The 16,823-nt window shown below is 72.0% G+C and carries 9 protein-coding genes and 6 pseudogenes; 10 read left to right on the top strand and 5 right to left on the bottom strand.

Features of this window, described 5'->3' with window-relative positions; genetic code table 11:
* Positions 1 to 229: 229 nt before the first annotated feature.
* A pseudogene (locus WJ438_RS03770) lies at positions 230 to 520 on the top strand (transglycosylase family protein); the annotation flags it as partial.
* Between the two features lie 552 nt (positions 521 to 1,072).
* Positions 1,073 to 1,468: pseudogene (locus WJ438_RS03765) on the top strand (M23 family metallopeptidase); the annotation flags it as partial.
* Here WJ438_RS03765 and WJ438_RS03760 read toward each other — a convergent pair.
* Positions 1,458 to 2,666 (bottom strand): DMT family transporter, encoded by a 1,209-nt coding sequence (locus WJ438_RS03760; protein WP_406723942.1) that lies wholly within the window; start codon positions 2,664 to 2,666, stop codon positions 1,458 to 1,460. The pseudogene WJ438_RS03765 and the gene WJ438_RS03760 sit on opposite strands and share 11 nt — an antisense overlap.
* 396 nt (positions 2,667 to 3,062) lie before the next feature.
* On the opposite strand from WJ438_RS03760, the gene WJ438_RS03755 reads away from it, so the two are divergent.
* The 3 genes from WJ438_RS03755 to WJ438_RS03745 all read left to right on the top strand — a co-directional run bounded on the left by WJ438_RS03755 (position 3,063) and on the right by WJ438_RS03745 (position 9,376).
* Positions 3,063 to 5,690, top strand: a complete 2,628-nt coding sequence (locus tag WJ438_RS03755) for a PA14 domain-containing protein (RefSeq protein ID WP_406723941.1) — start codon at positions 3,063 to 3,065, stop codon at positions 5,688 to 5,690.
* 623 nt (positions 5,691 to 6,313) lie between these two features.
* The gene (locus WJ438_RS03750; RefSeq protein WP_406723940.1) at positions 6,314 to 7,753 is read left to right on the top strand and encodes a wax ester/triacylglycerol synthase family O-acyltransferase; all 1,440 of its coding nucleotides are present in this window, start codon (positions 6,314 to 6,316) and stop codon (positions 7,751 to 7,753) included.
* Between the two features lie 111 nt (positions 7,754 to 7,864).
* On the top strand, positions 7,865 to 9,376 hold the full coding sequence (locus WJ438_RS03745) for an SDR family NAD(P)-dependent oxidoreductase (RefSeq protein ID WP_406723939.1): 1,512 nt from the start codon (positions 7,865 to 7,867) through the stop codon (positions 9,374 to 9,376).
* Between the two features lie 13 nt (positions 9,377 to 9,389).
* Here the strand turns inward: WJ438_RS03745 and WJ438_RS03740 are convergent.
* Positions 9,390 to 9,841 (bottom strand): annotated as a pseudogene (locus WJ438_RS03740) (hypothetical protein).
* A gap of 483 nt (positions 9,842 to 10,324) precedes the next feature.
* On the opposite strand from WJ438_RS03740, the gene WJ438_RS03735 reads away from it, so the two are divergent.
* Both WJ438_RS03735 and WJ438_RS03730 read left to right on the top strand, forming a co-directional pair.
* The gene (locus WJ438_RS03735; protein ID WP_202281012.1) at positions 10,325 to 10,498 is read left to right on the top strand and encodes a hypothetical protein; all 174 of its coding nucleotides are present in this window, start codon (positions 10,325 to 10,327) and stop codon (positions 10,496 to 10,498) included.
* A 56-nt stretch (positions 10,499 to 10,554) separates the two neighbouring features.
* A pseudogene (locus tag WJ438_RS03730) lies at positions 10,555 to 10,893 on the top strand (N-acetyltransferase family protein); the annotation flags it as partial.
* On the opposite strand, the gene WJ438_RS03725 reads toward WJ438_RS03730, so the two are convergent.
* A complete protein-coding gene (locus tag WJ438_RS03725; protein WP_406723938.1) occupies positions 10,881 to 12,035 on the bottom strand; it encodes a CapA family protein in 1,155 nt (384 codons plus the stop codon). The pseudogene WJ438_RS03730 and the gene WJ438_RS03725 sit on opposite strands and share 13 nt — an antisense overlap.
* A 239-nt stretch (positions 12,036 to 12,274) precedes the next feature.
* Here WJ438_RS03725 and WJ438_RS03720 point away from each other — a divergent pair, with 239 nt between their 5' ends.
* From WJ438_RS03720 to WJ438_RS03710, 3 genes and pseudogenes are all read left to right on the top strand, one after another.
* Complete coding sequence (locus WJ438_RS03720; protein WP_406723937.1) at positions 12,275 to 12,820, top strand: sigma-70 family RNA polymerase sigma factor; 546 nt, start codon at positions 12,275 to 12,277, stop codon at positions 12,818 to 12,820.
* 136 nt (positions 12,821 to 12,956) lie between these two features.
* Positions 12,957 to 13,477: pseudogene (locus WJ438_RS03715) on the top strand (hypothetical protein).
* Positions 13,478 to 13,628: 151 nt separating this feature from the next.
* On the top strand, positions 13,629 to 14,291 hold the full coding sequence (locus WJ438_RS03710) for a zf-HC2 domain-containing protein (protein ID WP_406723936.1): 663 nt from the start codon (positions 13,629 to 13,631) through the stop codon (positions 14,289 to 14,291).
* Between the two features lie 65 nt (positions 14,292 to 14,356).
* Here WJ438_RS03710 and WJ438_RS03705 read toward each other — a convergent pair.
* A pseudogene (locus tag WJ438_RS03705) lies at positions 14,357 to 14,596 on the bottom strand (zinc finger domain-containing protein); the annotation flags it as partial.
* Between the two features lie 52 nt (positions 14,597 to 14,648).
* A complete protein-coding gene (locus WJ438_RS03700) occupies positions 14,649 to 16,790 on the bottom strand; it encodes a SpoIIE family protein phosphatase (protein ID WP_406723935.1) in 2,142 nt (713 codons plus the stop codon).
* Positions 16,791 to 16,823: the final 33 nt, after the last annotated feature.

The following is a 16,823-nucleotide window of genomic DNA, read 5'->3' as shown; positions in this document are numbered from 1 at the left end:
TACGGACGGGATCCCCCTCCGTACTCATCCGGACCTGTCCGGCGCGCACGCACGCGTCCGGCGCACGCCCGCGCCGCCGTGCGAGCGTGCCGCACGACGGCCTCAACCGGGGCGCAACAGGCGAAAAAACCGGCCACTTGGCGCATCCGCGCGGCCGATAGCCGTCTTGTCACAGCCAGTTCGCAGCGCTTACTTTTGCCCCTTCTGACGCGTTGTCGAGGGGGACTCCATGGCCGTGCGCGGCCGGCACCGCCGGTATCAGCCGAACAGGATCAACCGCGCCTCACTCACCGTCACCGCGGGCGGGGCCGGGATGGCGCTTCCCTTGCTGGGCACCGGCGTGGCCCAGGCGGCCGACGTGGACACCTGGGACAAGGTCGCCGCCTGCGAGTCCAGCGACGACTGGGACACCAACACCGGCAACGGCTACTACGGAGGGCTCCAGTTCACCCAGTCCACCTGGGAGGCCTTCGGCGGCACCCGGTACGCGCCGCGCGCGGATCTGGCCACCAAGGACCAGCAGATCGCCATCGCCGAGAAGGTCCTCGACGGCCAGGGCCCCGGCGCCTGGCCGGTGTGCTCGGAGCGGGCCGGACTGACCCGGGGCGGCGACACCCCCGACATCCGGCCGGCCACCGACCGGTCCGGCGGGAAGGGGATCGGCCGCTCCACCGCCGAGGAGGTCAAGCCGCAGCACACGCCCCAGTCCCGGGCGGGCCGCGCCGAGATGTACACCGTGGTCCACGGCGACACCCTGTCCGGCATCGCGGCGGAGGAGCGGATCCGGGGCGGCTGGCGCGGGCTGTACGAGACGAACGGCGCGACCATCGGCGCCGACCCCGATCTGATCCTGCCCGGCCAGCGCCTGACCCTGCCCGACGGGAAGGCGTCCAAGCAGTCCGGGCAGTCCAAGTCCTCAAAGTCGTCCGAGAAGAAGGCCGCAGAGAGCAAGGCCGCAAAGAGCAAGGCCACAGAGAAGAAGGCAGCCGAGAAGAAGGCAGTCGAGAAGAAGACGTCCTCGCAGCGCACCGAGGAACGGGCCGACCGCGCCACCCAGGCCGGCGCCACACGCGTGGCCCCGGTCGGCGCCGTGCCGGGCACGCCGTATCACAAGGCGGGTTCCTCCTGGTCGAAGGGTTACCACACCGGTGTCGACTTCCCCGTGCCCACCGGCACGTCCGTGAAGTCGGTCGGGGCGGGCAGTGTCGTCAGCGCCGGCTGGGAGGGCTCGTTCGGCTACCAGGTGGTGATCCGGCACGCCGACGGCCGCTACAGCCAGTACGCGCACCTGTCGGCGATCTCCGTGCGCAGCGGCCAGTCGGTCGCCGCGGGCCAGCGCATCGGCCGTTCCGGCTCGACGGGCAACAGCTCGGGCCCGCATCTGCACTTCGAGGTGCGGACGGGGCCCGGTTTCGGGGCGGACATCGACCCGGTCGCCTACCTGAGAGCGGGCGGCGTCAGGATGTGACCCGCTTGCGGTGCCGGTCCGGCACGGGCATCGGTACGTACGGGCCGCCGTAGAAGGACGCGTAGGCGACCAGCGGCAGCGGCGGGTCCGGCTCCGCGACCGCGACCTCGGCTTCCGTACCGGCCCCCACGGCGGCCGGTACGGGTACCGGGACCGGTACCCGTACGTCCCGGGCGAGTTCGGCCAGCAGCAGCTCCTCGGCGGCGTCGGACAGTGACCCGGCGGCCGACACGGACCGCGCGGCGGACGCCATCGCCGGGACCTCGGCCCCCGGAACGTCTGCCACCGGGACCTCTGCCACCGGAGCGCCGGTGGCCGGGATCGTCGGCGCGTCGGCCCCGACGCCCTCCGGCTCCGGCTGATGCTGCTCGCGCGCCAGCCGTTCCGTCGTCAGCAGGATCAGACCGCCGGCCGCCACCACGCCGCAGCTCAGCGCGAGCGCCGTGCCCGTCGCGCCGTAGCGGAAGGTCTCACCGAACATCGTGATGCCGACCGCGGCCGCCACCACCGGGTTCACCACCGTCAGCGTGGCGAGCGGAGCCGCGAGGCCGGCGCCCCGGTAGGAGGCCTGGGACAGCAGCAGTCCGACCGTGGCGAACACGCCGATCACGGCGAGGGACGGCACGTCCGCCACCGATGCGCCGTCGGTCCAGTCCACGGCCACGGTCTTCGTGAAGACGGAGGACATGCCGAAGGCCACGCCGGAGGCGACGGCGAGGAGGATGCCGCGCACGGCGGGATGCCGGCGCACGGTCCGGGCCGCGGCCATCAGGGCGACGACCGCGACGGCCGTGGCCGACGCCGTCGCCACCCGCTGGGTGCTGTCGAGGGACTGGGCGTCGGACGCGGCGACCAGGGACAGCAGACCGGCGAGACCGACGGTCGCCATGAGGGCGCCGCGCCACGCCGTCGCGCCTGCCCTGCGGCCGACGAACAGCGCGGCCATGGGCAGCGCGCACACGATGGTCAGCGCGCCCAGCGGCTGGACGAGGCTCAGCGGGCCGTAGGCGAGTGCCACCACGTGCAGCAGTCCGCCGAGGCCGTTGAGTGCGACCGCCGCCCACCAGCCCGGTCGGCTCAGCGGTGCGTACTGCTCGCCGGGCGAGGACACCGCGACCCGCTCCTGCACGATCGCTCCACCCGCGTACGCCACGGCAGAGACGAACGACAGCAGCACGGACAACGCGAGGGCGCTCATCGGCGACTCCTCTGCGTGAGGCCGGGGCGCTCGATCCGGCGCGGCGATCGGTCGGCTTTCATGACGAACACGATGCCGTGTCCTGTTGTTCCCGTCGTCGTCCCTGAGCACTCAATGAGTCCTACTGCCGATGGAGTACGCGGACGGCCCCGTCATCCCCTGGGCGGGTACCTCATGGCGGAGGACCCCTGATGGCTTCCCCTAGGGGGCCTGGCACCACCGCGCCCCGCGGCCCCGGCGGTGGCTTTGTCATGTCCCTGGACGAGCGACGGAATCCGTGCTGTTATGCCAGGTGCTGTTCATGACAACGTTGTACAGGCGAGCGCAGCGCACAGAACAGAACACGCGCCGAGTAGTGAGCAGAGAGCCGTCACCTTCCTCACAGACGGAGGATCCGTGCGCATCAGACGACTCAGAGACCGTTTCGCACTGTTCCTGGCCGCCGCACTGGGAGTCGCGGGGCTCACCGCGACCGGCCAGACCGCGACCGCAGCCGAGGACGATCCGGTGGACATCCACGGACTGAAGGGCGAGTACTACACGCAGTCCGCCCCCGGCGCCTTCGACTTCCACGAGCTCGAGGCCACCGCCTTCGACCCGCACCTCGACTTCGACAACCTGGAGCCGCGGCTGAACTTCACCACGGGCCGGGCGGACGACGTCAGTGTCCGCTGGACCGGGAAGATCGTGCCGGAGAAGACCGGCGCGCACATCTTCTCGATCATCGGCGACAACGGCTTCCGGCTGTGGATCGACGGCCGGCTCGCCATCGACCACTGGGTCGACGACTGGGACCGCGAACAGACCGCCGAGCCGATCGAGTTGACCGCCGGCAAGGCCCACGACATCAAGGTCGAGTACTTCGAGCACTACGGCGGCTCCCACCTCCACCTGCGCTGGACCGAGCCCGGCGGCACCAAGGAACCCGTACCGCAGTCGGCGTTCCGCCTGCCGGACGGCTTCGACTACGACGGGGCCCTCGCGGCCACCGTCCTCGGCTCCGGCCGCACCCTGAAGCTCGACTTCCCGCGCCCGCTCGCCGCACTCCCGGCCGGTCTCACCGACCACGTCAACGCGGTCATCGGCGGCGCGAAGTGGCCGCTGACGAAGGCCGAGCCGGACCCGGCCGACCCCAAGACCCTGCTCATCACGCTCGCCGAGCCCGTCGTCGGCAACAAGACGGGCACCGCCCGCGGCACCGCCGACGTCCGCTACAACGGCGAGGGCGGACTGACCACCACGGGCGGCGACCCCGTGGACGCGTTCATGAGCAGCGGGCCCAACCGCTCCACCCACGAACTGAGCACCAAGTGGGCCGACAAGGTGGGCCCGGACAACGCACTCCCCGAGTACCCGCGTCCCCAGCTCACCCGGGAGCAGTGGCGCAACCTCAACGGGCAGTGGCAGTTCGCCGCCGCCGAGGAGGGGGAGCGGCCGCCCATCGGGAAGACCCTGAAGGAGCGCATCCTCGTCCCGTACCCGGTGGAGTCCCAGCTCTCCGGCATCCAGCGGCACGAGGACCGCATGTGGTACCGCCGTACCTTCACCGTCCCCCGGGACTGGAACATCGGCTCCGGCAAGCGGCTGCGGCTGAACTTCGGCGCCGTCGACTGGCGGTCCGAGGTGTACGTCAACGGCACGAAGGTCGCCGCCCACGAGGGCGGGTACGACAAGTTCAGCGCCGACATCACCGACGCGCTGAAGCCCGGCCGCACCCAGGAGCTCATCGTCGGCGTGTACGACCCCACCGACGCCGCGAACGGCGAGAACCCGCCGCTCGGCAAGCAGCGTCTTGACCCCAGCGGCATCTGGTACACGCCCAGTTCGGGCATCTGGCAGACGGTCTGGATGGAGCCCGTCGCCCGTGACCACGTCGACTCCCTGAAGCTGGTGCCCGACGTGCCCGGCGAGCGGCTCACCGTGGAGGCGAAGGGCGTCCGGGACGGCGTACCGGTCAGGGCCACCGCGTACGACGGACGGCGCAGGGTCGCCACGGCGGCCGGCCGCGCCGGCGAGCCGCTGGACCTGGGGATCGAGAACCCGCGCCTGTGGTCGCCCCACGACCCGTTCCTGTACCGGCTGGAGGTCACCGTCGGCACCGACCGGGTCGGCAGTTACTTCGGGATGCGCTCGATCGCCGTCGAGGAGATCGACGGGGTGCCGCGCACGGTCCTCAACGGCGAACCCGTCTTCCTGATGGCCACCCTCGACCAGGGTTTCTGGCCGGACGGCCTGCACACCGCGCCCACCGACGAGGCCCTCGCGTACGACCTGCGGGTGCACAAGGAGCTCGGGTTCAACTCGGTGCGCAAGCACATCAAGGTCGAACCGGACCGCTGGTTCTACTGGGCCGACCGGCTGGGGCTGATGGTGTGGCAGGACATGCCCTCCATGAGGGCCGGGGTGAACCCCGGCGACTCCGCCCGTGCCCGCTACGAGCGCGAGATGAAGCAGATGATCGACGAGCACCTCAGCAGCCCGTCGATCGTCATGTGGGTCACCTTCAACGAGGGCTGGGGCCAGTACGACATCGGCCGCATCGCCGAGCAGGCCAAGGCCTGGGACCCCACCCGCCTGGTCAACAACCAGTCGGGGCTCAACCTCGGCGCCGACGGCAACGCCGGCGACATCATGGACGAGCACGGCTATCCCAGCCCGGCACTCCCGCCCAACCCGGACGGGCGGCGCGCCCTGGTCACCGGCGAGTACGGCGGCCTCGGCCTGGCGGTGCCCGGTCACGCCTGGTCGGTGCAGCAGTCGTACGTCGACGTCGACCCGGAGACCTACACCGACGACTACCTCACCAAGCTCGACAAGGTACGGGCCCTGGTCTGCCGGGGCAGCAACGGCGCCGTGTACACGCAGATCTCGGACGTGGAGGGCGAACTGAACGGTCTGCTCACCTACGACCGACGCGTGCTGAAGCCGGACGTCGCCCGGGTGAAGGACGCCCATGACGCCCTGATCCGGGACGCGTCCCGGGCGCAGCCCGCGGAGTGCCCGGCGGAGGGTGCCGCGCGATGAGCGCTTCCCCCGGCGGCCCGCGCCCGTCCGGGTGGCGTTCGTCGCCCGAGGTGTCACCCCGGGCCTTCCCCCGGTTGCCCTCCCGGGCGGCGCCTCGAATGTCGCTTCCGGCGCCGCTTCTGACGCCACTTCGGAAGGCTTCGACCGCACGGCCGTGACCCCGTCCGCCCCATGAAATCCGCCCCTTCCGCCGTAACGGCGGAAGGGGCGGAGGCGTAATCTGCTGTTAACTGTGTGCGGTGGGATCGTGCTTGACCGTAATCAGTCACGGACGGTGTGCTGCTGGTCCATCCCGTCGTCATGCGAGGCAAGCCCTTGAACTCTCCCCCAGCCACAGCAGGGGGATTCCTGGCTCAGGAAGCCCCACAGGTCAGCGACCTGCGAGGGCCTGCTCCCTCCACGCCGACCGGGACGGAACCTGCCCGGTTCGTTGAGCACAGCTCGGGTGTGCCGCCTTGGTTCTCGCCACGCACGGCAGAAACTTCACCCGAATACGTGGGCGGCCATTGGCCCTGGAGGCGCAGTCCCGTTCTTACCCTGCTCCGCAGGCGTTCGATTCTCCCCCGCAAGCGGGAGGCACCCCCACCCCGGCGCGAAGGCCGGGCATCCTTGAAGGAGATCAGGTGAAGGCAGGCCCGCTCGCTCCTCTCGACCTGGCGTTCTGGAACATCGAGTCCGCCGATCACCCCATGCATCTCGCGGCCCTCGGGGTCTTCTCGGCCCGTTCGCCCACCGCCGGCGCCCACGCGGCGGATCTGCTCGCCTCCCGTGCCGCCGCCGTGCCCGGACTGCGGATGCGCATCCGTGACGTGTGGCAACCGCTGTCCTCGCGCCCGTCGCTCCCGGCCCTGCGCCGCCCCTGGTCCGCCCTCGGTGCGGCCCTCGGCCACCCGCTCACCGCCGCGTTGCATCGGCCGATCGGCTCGGCCCTGCGCCACCCGCTCGCCTTCGGTGGCGCCGAGCGGGAGCCCGACCCCGGCTTCGATCCCCAGAACCACGTCAGGCTGCACGCCCCGACCGCCGCCTTCCACTCGGTCGCGGGCCGGCTCATGGAGCGGCCCCTGGAACGCACCCGGCCGCCCTGGGAGGCCCATGTGCTGCCGGGGGAGGACGGTGTCTCCTTCGCCGTACTGTTCAAGTTCCACCACGCCCTCGCCGACGGGCTGCGGGCCCTCACCCTCGCCGCGGCCCTGATGGACCCGATGGACCTGCCCACCCCGCGGCCCCGCCCGGCCGAGCCGACGCGCGGACTGCTCCCGGACGTGCGCGAGGTGCCCGCCCTCGTCCGTGGTGTTCTGTCCGACGCGGGCCGGGCCCTGGACATCGGCGCCTCCGTGGTCCGCTCCACCCTCGACGTGCGCTCGTCGCCCGCGCTCACCTGCGAGCCCAGCGGCACCCGCCGCACCGCCGGAGTGGTCCTCGACCTCGACGACGTGCACCGGATCCGCAAGAGCGTCGGCGGCACCGTCAACGACGTGCTGATCGCGGTCGTCGCCGGAGCCCTGCGCCGCTGGCTCGACGAGCGCGGCGCCGGCAGCGAGGGCGTCGCCCCCCGCGCCCTCGTCCCCGTTTCCCGGCGCCGCCCGCGCACCGCGCACCCCCAGGGCAACCGGCTGTCCGGCTACCTGATCCGCCTCCCGGTCGACGAGGCGGAACCACTCGCACGCCTCGCTCTGGTGCGCACCGCCATGGACCGCAACAAGGACGTGGGCCCGAACCGGGGCGCGGGCGCCGTCGCCCTGCTCGCCGACCACGTACCGCCGCTCGGCCACCGGCTCGGCGGCCCCCTGGTCGGCCAGGCGGCCCGGCTCTGGTTCGACGTCCTGGTCACCAGCGTGCCGCTGCCCGGCTTCGGCCTGCGGCTCGGCGGCGACCCGCTCGGCGCGGTCTTCCCCCTCGCGCCGCTCGCCCCCGGGCACTCCCTCGCGGTCGCCGTCTCCACCTACCGCGGCCGTGTCCACTACGGGCTGGTCGCCGACGGCGCCGCCGTCCCCGACCTCGACCGGCTCGCCGGGGCCGTGTCCGAGGAGGTGGCGACGCTCATCTCCGCGTGTGATCCCTGACCCGTCGGCCGCCGCGGGTTTGGTGCTGCGGCCCGGCGCTCCGTAAAATCCCCCGTTCGACAGCGGGCGCGACCGGAGCGCCGCCACGGCAGACCAGGAACGGCGACGGCGATGACGGTGACAGAGGACGGCCTCCGGGCCGCGGACGCGGTGGCGCACGGGGACGCCGTGGCACATGAGGACGTGGTGGCGCACGGGCCCGGCATCGACCCGGAGCGGCTGGCCGTGTGCCTCGACGTGCTCGCGGAACTCGACACACTGGACGTCGACCACCCGGACGCGATCAAGGTCCGCCGCGCCACCTCGCACATCTACCGCACGGTCAAGCAGCGCCGCCGCCAGGAGCGCCGGACCGCCAAGACCGCCCACGACAAGGCGGTCACCGAGGCCACCGCCACCGGGTCCGCCGAGCGCATCGACGACGAGACGGAAGGCATCCTGCCCTCGTCCCGTACCGAGGAGGGCCGGATCGCGGGGATACTCCAGCGCCCCCGCTCCTGCTACATCTGCAAGCAGCGGTATGTCGAGGTCGACTACTTCTACCACCAGCTCTGCCAGAAGTGCGCCGCCGAGAACCGGGCCCGGCGCGACGCCCGGACCGACCTCACCGGCAAGCGCGCGCTGCTCACCGGCGGTCGGGCCAAGATCGGCATGTACATCGCGCTGCGGCTGCTGCGTGACGGTGCCCACACCACGATCACGACCCGCTTCCCGAACGACGCCATCCGCCGCTTCAAGGCCCAGCCCGACAGCGACGAGTGGATCGACCGGCTGAAGATCGTCGGCATCGACCTGCGGGACCCCGCCCAGGTCGTCGCGCTCGCCGACTCGGTGTCCGCCGCCGGCCCGCTGGACATCCTGATCAACAACGCCGCGCAGACCGTACGGCGCTCCCCGCAGGCCTACAGCGAGCTGGTCACCGCCGAGTCCGCGCCGCTGCCCGCCGGTGAACTGCCCGCCGCCGAGGTGATCGGGGGCTTCGGCTCCGGCGCGGTGGCCGAGCTGCCCGTCGCGGGCGGCGGCGCGCTCACCGCACAGGACGTCACGGGCCTGGCCCTGGTCTCCGGCTCGGCCTCCCTGGACCGCATCGTGGCGGGTACCGCGATCGACGCCGGCGGCCTGGTCCCGGACCTGCACGACACCAACAGCTGGGTGCAGACGGTCGAGGAGGTCACGCCGGTCGAGCTGCTCGAGGTCCAGCTCTGCAACTCGACGGCGCCGTTCCTGCTCATCAGCAGGCTGCGCCCGGCGATGGCGGCCGCGTCGGCGAAGCGGACGTACATCGTGAACGTCTCCGCGATGGAGGGCGTCTTCGACCGCGGCTACAAGGGCGCGGGCCACCCGCACACCAACATGGCCAAGGCCGCCCTGAACATGCTCACGCGCACCAGCGCCCAGGAGATGTTCGACAGCGACCGCATCCTGATGACGGCCGTCGACACCGGCTGGATCACCGACGAGCGTCCCCACCCGGACAAGATCCGCCTCGCCGACGCCGGCTTCCACGCCCCGCTGGACCTGGTCGACGGAGCGGCCCGCGTCTACGACCCCATTGTGCGCGGTGAGGCGGGCGAGGACCTGTACGGCGTCTTCCTCAAGGACTACGCACCCGGCAGGTGGTGACGCCGAGGCGGCGTCAGTCCACCGCTCCCAGCCGGGAGTTGCGCGCCGCCAGCAGTTCCAGCACGGTGCGCCAGTCCTCCAGGACCCCGGCGTCGAAACAGGCGGTGCGGGCCTCCTCGTCCGCCGCGCGCAGGGCGAGGAGGCCGTCCTCCGCCGGAAGACCGGGCCGGGGCCGACGGCGGACCAGGTCGGCGACCCGCTCGCCGAGCAGCGCGCGCACCGCGTCCGCCGCCCGGTCCGCCCGGGTCGGCCGGCTGCACCCGGCTGCAGCAGCCGCCCGACCGGCCGCACCAGGCCCGCCACCTGAAGCTCCTTGTCGGCCGGGCGTCCCCGGCGCAGCAGCGCGGCGGTCCGCAGGGCGTGGTCATACGTGTCGACCGGGGTGCCGCCGGGGCCTGGAACGTCCCGGGCGCCCCGGCAGGCGTACAGCAGGTCCATCAGCTCCTCGACACTGCGCAGCTCCATGCGCCGGTCCTCCTGGAAGACAGCCGTTTGCCGTACGGCAGCACAGCATGGGGAGCTTGCGTACCGGCCAACGGGACTTTAACTACGGCATACTCATGCAGTCTTCTCGATCACGCGACAACGCGGACAGCCGTGTAATCCGATCGAGCGATCAGCCGTAGCGGAATCAATGGTGAAATAGGAGGCTATGAGGGCCCGTTGAGCGCAGTCCGACACTCGATTGTTGCCACGAGTTTCGAGCCCCATCGAGCAGGGGGCCGCTCATTTGGTTAATCTGAGGCGGACGGGCAGCAGTAAGGGGTCCTCCCCACACCCATAGATCCGTCATGGGACACGCCGCTCCACAACGGCCTGCTCTGTACGAGTCAACGGCGCCACCGCGTCCGAACGACTTTCGACTCATGCCCGAGCGGACGTACGACGCGGGCGCGGCAAGACCGGCGCGGCACGTCCCGAGGGTGACCGACACATAAGGAGTGCGCGGTGACACCGGAGAAGACGACCAGCGATCAGCCGACCAAGGAACGCCCCGAGCGGGCGGGCCGCCCGGCCGGGCAGCTCTGCAGCCTCGACGTGTGGGCCCGGTCGGCCCCGATCCGCCTGGCGGGCTACGAGGACGACCTCGCCGAACCCCACATCCTGCCCAGCGTCGACTGACCCCCGCCCTCGCCCGTCGCGATCACCGGTCGTACGACCGTGCCGGACTCACACCCGTGCCGATCAGGGAAGCAATCGCCGACGACTGGCCGCGCATCCGGCCGTTCCGGCACCGCATCGTCGCCGCGGGGGAGACCTGCGCCTGGGCCCCGGGCACCTCCGGGGAGGATGCCCGGGGCCTGTGGACGAACCCGGCGAAACAGGTGTACGTCGTCGAGGACGACACCGGAGCGCTCGTCGCCTCCGCCTACCTCACCCCGGACTACGGCGGTCCCGCCACCCGTATCGCCGACGCCGGCTTCGTGGTCGACCCCGACCACGCCGGCCGGGGAATCGGCCGCGCCCTCGCCGGGCACCTGCTGACTGAGGCGCGGGCGGCCGGCTACTCCCCCATGACCAGCCCGTCCCTCGCCGCGCCCCGGCTCAGCACCACCTCACGGATCCGGTCGCGCACGGAGCGCACCTCGGCGCCCTTGGCGAGAGCCCGGTTGAGGTTGACCACGCGGCCGGCGTCCACGTCGAAGAGGAGCGGGACGAACTCGGCCTTCGTCACCTCCCAGCGCCCGTCCGGACGCGCGGGCGGGGCGAAGGTGAAGCGGCCCAGCGTGGACTGGGTGCCGCGGGGGTCCGGGGCGCCTCCGTGGTAGGTCGTCCCACCGGTGATCTGATCGCCCATCCCGTAGATCACCCAGGTCCCGTTGATCTTCTCGTAGGCCTGCGGGACATGGGCGTGGGTGCCGAGGATCAGGTCGATGGCGGGGCGGTCGCCGGTGCGGGCGGCGGTGAGTGAGCGGGCCAGGGCGATCTGCCGCCCGTCGGGGGCCTCCTGCCACTCGGTGCCCCAGTGCAGGGAGACGACGACCACGTCGGCGCCCGCCTTCCTGGCCGCGCGGGCGTCGGCGAGGATCCTGGTCTCGTCGATGAGGTCGACGGCCCAAAGCCGGTCGGGCGGGAGCGGGAGGCCGTTGGTGCCGTAGGTGTAGGCGAGGTGGGCGACCTCGGCCCGGCCCGCGCGCAGCACGGTCGCCGTACGGGCCTCGCGTGCGGAGCGGGCCGAGCCGGCGTGCCGTACGCCCGCGCGGTCGAGGGCGTCGAGGGTGCGGCGGATGCCGTCGGCACCGTCGTCCAGGATGTGGTCGGAGGCGGTGGAGCAGCCGTCGTAGCCGGTGGCGGCGAGGCCCCGGGCCAACTCGGGCGGGGACTTGAAGGTGGGGTGGCCGGTGTGGTCGCCGTCGGCGCCGTGCACGGTTTCCGTGTGGCACAGCGCCAGATCCGCGTCGGCGACGACGGAACGGACGCCGGAGAGCATCGGGCGGAAGTCGTGGCCGGCGCCTCCGGCGTCGAAGCGGGCGCGGTCGATGATCGAGCCGTGCGGCAGTACGTCCCCCGAGGCGACCAGAGTGAAGCCGCGGTCCCGCGCGGCCGAGGCACCCGGATGGCCGGATTCCGGTGGGTGGTGGCCCCGGGCCTGGCAGGCGGCGCCCGCGGCGAGGACGACGGTGAGGGCCAGGGCCACCTGTCTACTGCGCGCAATCATCACTTCACCCCGGTACGGATCTTTTCGCTGTCACACTCTTCGTTGTCGTATTTGCTGACAAACAGATAAGAATCCATTTCTGGGTCGTCGCTGTTCCGACACGCTGTTTTAGGCCGTCCGGCGTGCGCGAACGGCCGCCGCGACCGTTCGTCGAACCGTTCGTCGACGCGATCGACCGTCCGCCGCACGCTCCTGTGCGCGCCCTGTCCCCGAGGGTCGCCGTACGTTGCCATACCGCCATGACGGCCGGAATCACACTCACGAACGGGACAACCGCCGAGCACGAACTCGCCGCCCTGCAACGCGAGCACGGCCGGCCTCTCTTCGCACTGCTGCTGCGGCTCTGCGACGGGGACCGGCAGCGCGCCGAGGACCTCGTCCAGGAGACCCTGGTGCGGGCCTGGCAGCATCCGGAGGCCCTGCGCGCCGACGACTTCGACTCCGTACGGCCCTGGCTGATGACGGTGGGACGGCGGCTCGCCATCGACGCGCGGCGGGCACGGCAGGCCCGGCCCGCCGAGGTGGGCGACGCGGGGCTGGAGAACGCGCGGGTGATCTCCGACCACGCCGAGCGCGCCGCGGCGACGCTCGATGTCCGCAAGGCCGTGAAGACACTCACTCCGGAGCACCGTGAAGTCCTGGTGCTCGTGTACTTCCAGGGGGCGAGTGTGGCGGAAGCCGCGGCGGCCCTCGGCATCCCGCCCGGGACCGTGAAGTCCCGCGCGTTCTACGCGCTGCGGGCCCTGCGCCGGGTGCTTCCGGAATACGCCACCGACCTGCGGTGAAACCGACGGCCGGGTCAAACCTCCGTAAAGCGCCTTGCCGACGACCCCGGTTGAGTAATCGGCTGTCCTCATCCGTGTTGCGGACCGGGAGCCCGGGGTCGGGCGACGCGCACGTACCGGAGGAAGGCTGGAAGGGATGCCGCACAGAGGGCAAGAGAGCACCGATGACATCGGAGACGGCGAACTCACCGTCCCCATGGCCTGGTTGTATGCCGAGTACATCGCCGACGAATTACTGCGCAGCGGCGACCTGATGCCACCGACGTCCTTCGAGTTCCGGGCCGGCCGGGACGCGCTGGCACTGACCGTCTTCCTGTCCGACGCCGACGGCGAGCTCTCCGGCATCCGGGTGGTCACCCAGTTGGAGACCTGGCTGTCGCTGACCGCGTACGACCAGCCGTGGCAGGAGTGGGTGCGGGGACGCCTGGCGGACCTGACCGCGGAGTGTGCCGCCGCCGGCCGGAGCACGGCACGTCCCGATCTGGAACTCGCCCGGTCGGCCTGGCGCTGGCTGCGGGAGACGGAGTTGCTCGCGCCGGATCTGAACGCGGTGCCGGGCGGTGGCGCGGGGCCGGCGAGGACGAGGGGCCGAAGGTGTGGACGCCGGCGTGGCAGCTCGGGTTGCCGCTCGGGCACCTCGCCATCCACCTTTTCTAGCCTTCCGGTGAATCCGACCGATCCGCGGACCGGAGGACTCCGAACCCTTTGGTTACGATTCGGTGTGCGGCTTGAGCGAATCGACTGCCTGGTGCGTACCGGTGGGAGCAAGGAGTAACCCCACCCACACCCAACGGTACGAGGATTCGGCATGAGGTCCCTGGAACGGCATCGCGACGTCGGCGCGTACGCGCTCGGCGTGCTGGACGAAGCGGAGGCGTTCCGCTTCGAGGACCACCTCATGGAGTGCCCCAACTGCGCTGCACAGGTGACCGAATTCGGCGCGACGACACGGCAGTTGATGCTGTACCGGCGCTCCACGCCGCCGCTGGCGCATCCGGTGGCCAAGCCCGGTCCGAGGATGCTGGACCGGCTGCTGTCCCAGGTGGCGGCCCGGCAGCGGGCGGGACGCCGGCGGCTGCTGTTCGCGCTGGCCGCCTCGGTGGTGCTCGCGATGACCGCGCCGCCGCTCGCCATGATGACGAGCGGCGGCGACCGGCCACCGCGCGCGAGCATCGCGGCGACCGACGAACGGTCCGGGGTGTGGGCGGAGATCACGACGGAGGACGAGGACTGGGGCAGCAGGCTGGAGCTGAAGGTCAAGGACGGCGCGGGTCCCCGCGTCTGCCGGCTGGTGGTGGTCGGGCAGGACGGCACCGAGGAGACCGTGACCAGCTGGAGCGTGCCCCACCACGACGCCCGGCCCCACACCATGACGGGCGGCTCCACCCTGCACTCCGGGCAGATCATGCGCTACGAGCTGCGCTCCTCGGACGGCGAGCACCTGGTGACGCTGACGCCCGCCGGCCGCTGACGCCCGCCGACGGCCGACCCCCTCCGACCGCCGGCACCGGCTCGGAAGCGGCCCACCGGGCGGGCTCACTTCAGCAGCCGGGAGAGCCTGCGGCCCGTCGGCGGTTTCCCGCCGGTCCGACAGCTCGGGCAGTACTGCGGCGAGGAGTCGCTGAACGCCACCTCGCGGACCGTGTCACCGCACACCGGGCAGGCCTCGCCGGTCCGGCCGTGGGCCCTCAGGCCGCTCTTCTTCTCGGCCACCGGCCGGCGGCCGCCCCCGCACGAGCGTTCCACCACGTCGGTGAGGGGGGTACGCAGCGCCTCGACCTAGGGAAGTTCCGGCATACGTCCAGAGTGCCGCCCCGGACCGGACCGGTCAGCGGGAACCCGGCCCCGTGCCGTCGTCGGCGTCGTGAACGTGGTCCGCGGGGGCGGGGCACACGTTCACCGCGAACTCGGACCAGACGCATTTGCCGCCGCCGCGTGCCTCCACACCCCACACGTCGGTGAGCATCTCGACCAGCAGCAGGCCCCGCCCGGAGACGCCCGACTCCCCCGCCTCGCGGCGGCGCGGCAGGGCGCTGGAGGAGTCCGCGACCTCCACGCGCAGTCGCCGTTCGGTGCCGGTGAGGACCCTGAGGGTGACGACGGCGGCGCCCTCGGTGTGCATCAGCGCGTTGGTGATCAGCTCGTCGGCGACCAGTTCGATCTCGTCGGCGCGGTCCCCGGCGCCCCAGGCACCGACCCCGGCACGGATCATGCGCCGGGCCTCGGTGAGGGCCTCGGGGTCGCCGGGGGCCACGTGCTGCTGGAGCCGCCCGCCGGAGCGCGGGCTGTCCGGCGGGCGGCGGCGCAGCAGGAGCAGGGCCACGTCGTCCTCGCCACCGCGTTCCCCGGCCACTTCGATGAGCCGGTCGGCGAGGTCGCGCACGTCCTGGGGGCCGGTGGTGATGAGCGCGGAGAGCGTCTCGATGCCGTCGTCGAGGTCGGCGCCGGGTTCCTCGACCAGGCCGTCGGTGCACAGCAGCAGTACTTCGCCGGGATCGAGCTCCATGGTCCCGACCGGGTACTCGAGCCTGCCGAACTCGGCGGACAGGCCGAGCGGCAGCCCGCCTGTGACGAAGACCCGGTGGCAGGAGCCGTCGGTGCGGCGGACGAGCGGGTCGATGTGACCGGCCCGGACCATCTGGAGGACGCCGGTGGACAGGTCGGCCTCGGCGTAGAGGCAGGTCGCGGAGCGGTCGGTGTCGAGTTCGTGCAGGAAGACGGAGGCGCGGGCCATCACGGTGGCCGGCGGGTGCCCCTCGGCGGCGTAGGCGCGCAGCACGATGCGCAGCTGGCCCATGACGGCGGCTGCGTGGGTGTCGTGGCCCTGGACGTCGCCGATGACGGCGCCGACCCGGCCCCCGGGCAGCGGGATCAGGTCGTACCAGTCGCCGCCGATGTCCCGGCTGAGGGAGCCTCCGATGCTGGCCGCGCGATAGCGGACGGCGACGTCGGCGCCGGGCACGCTGGGAATGGTGCGGGGCAGCATGGCCTGTTGCAGGCCCTGCGCGAGGTCCATCTCCTGCTCGTAGAACATGGCCCGCTGCAGGCTCTGGGCGATGCTGCTGCACAGGGCGACGAGGATGTTGCGCTCCTCGGGGGAGAAGCCGCGCCGGTCGCTGTAGAGCAGGCCCATGGCGCCGATCGGGCGGGCCTGGACGATGAGCGGCAGGTAGGCCGCCGAGGTGACGTGCAGGTCGGTGAGGTGCGGCCACAGCACCGGGTAGCGTTCGGCGAACTCCTCCGGCGACTCGATGAAGCACGGACTGAGCGTCCGTACCGCTTCGCTCATCGGGTACTGCTCGTCGATCCGGGTGGTGCGGGTGCCCGGGACGAAGCTGCCGACGGGCCCCTCGGCGACCAGCCGGATACGGCCGGCCTCGACCAGACCCACGACGAGACTGGCGGCGCCCAGATGGGTGAGGCCGTGGGTGTCCTTGAGGACGTCGATGACGTCCTGCACGGTGCGGGCGTGGGCGAGTGCGGCCGTGGTGAGCTGGACGACGTTGGTCTGCTCGCGCAGGGCGTCCTCCTGGGTGAGCCGCTCCCGCCTCGCCTCGCTGGCGCCGAGTTCCTGGGTGGCGTCCCGGACGATGCCGATGATGCGGCGGGGCCGTCCGGTGCCGTCCCGGCGGATGTAGCCGTGAGTGTGGGTCCAGCGCAGGGTGCCGTCGCGGCGGCGGACCCGGAAGTAGGCGCCGTAGTTCTCGCTGCCGTCCTTCATGGCCTGCGCGACGGTGGTGTCCAGGCGCACGATCTCCGCGGCCGGCACCCGTGACGACAGTGTCTCGGGCCGGTCGTCGAATTCGTCGGCGCGCAGGTCGAAGATGTCACGGGCCTGGGCGTCCATCTGAAACGCCCCGGTGTCCAGATCCCAGTCGAAACTGCCCATGCGGTTGAGCGCCAGGATCGGATCCGGGTGGTCCGGCCAGTCGTCCGGGAGTGACAGGGCGCTCGCTCCCCGATCAGCCATGAAAGTCACTTTGTCAGGGTTCACCGGATTCTT

The organism is Streptomyces sp. GD-15H, assembly GCF_045291515.1.
In the GTDB taxonomy this organism is placed as follows: Bacteria; Actinomycetota; Actinomycetes; order Streptomycetales; family Streptomycetaceae; genus Streptomyces.
Note: the sequence above shows the minus strand (reverse complement) of the source record. Positions and strands in the feature narration are given on the sequence as shown.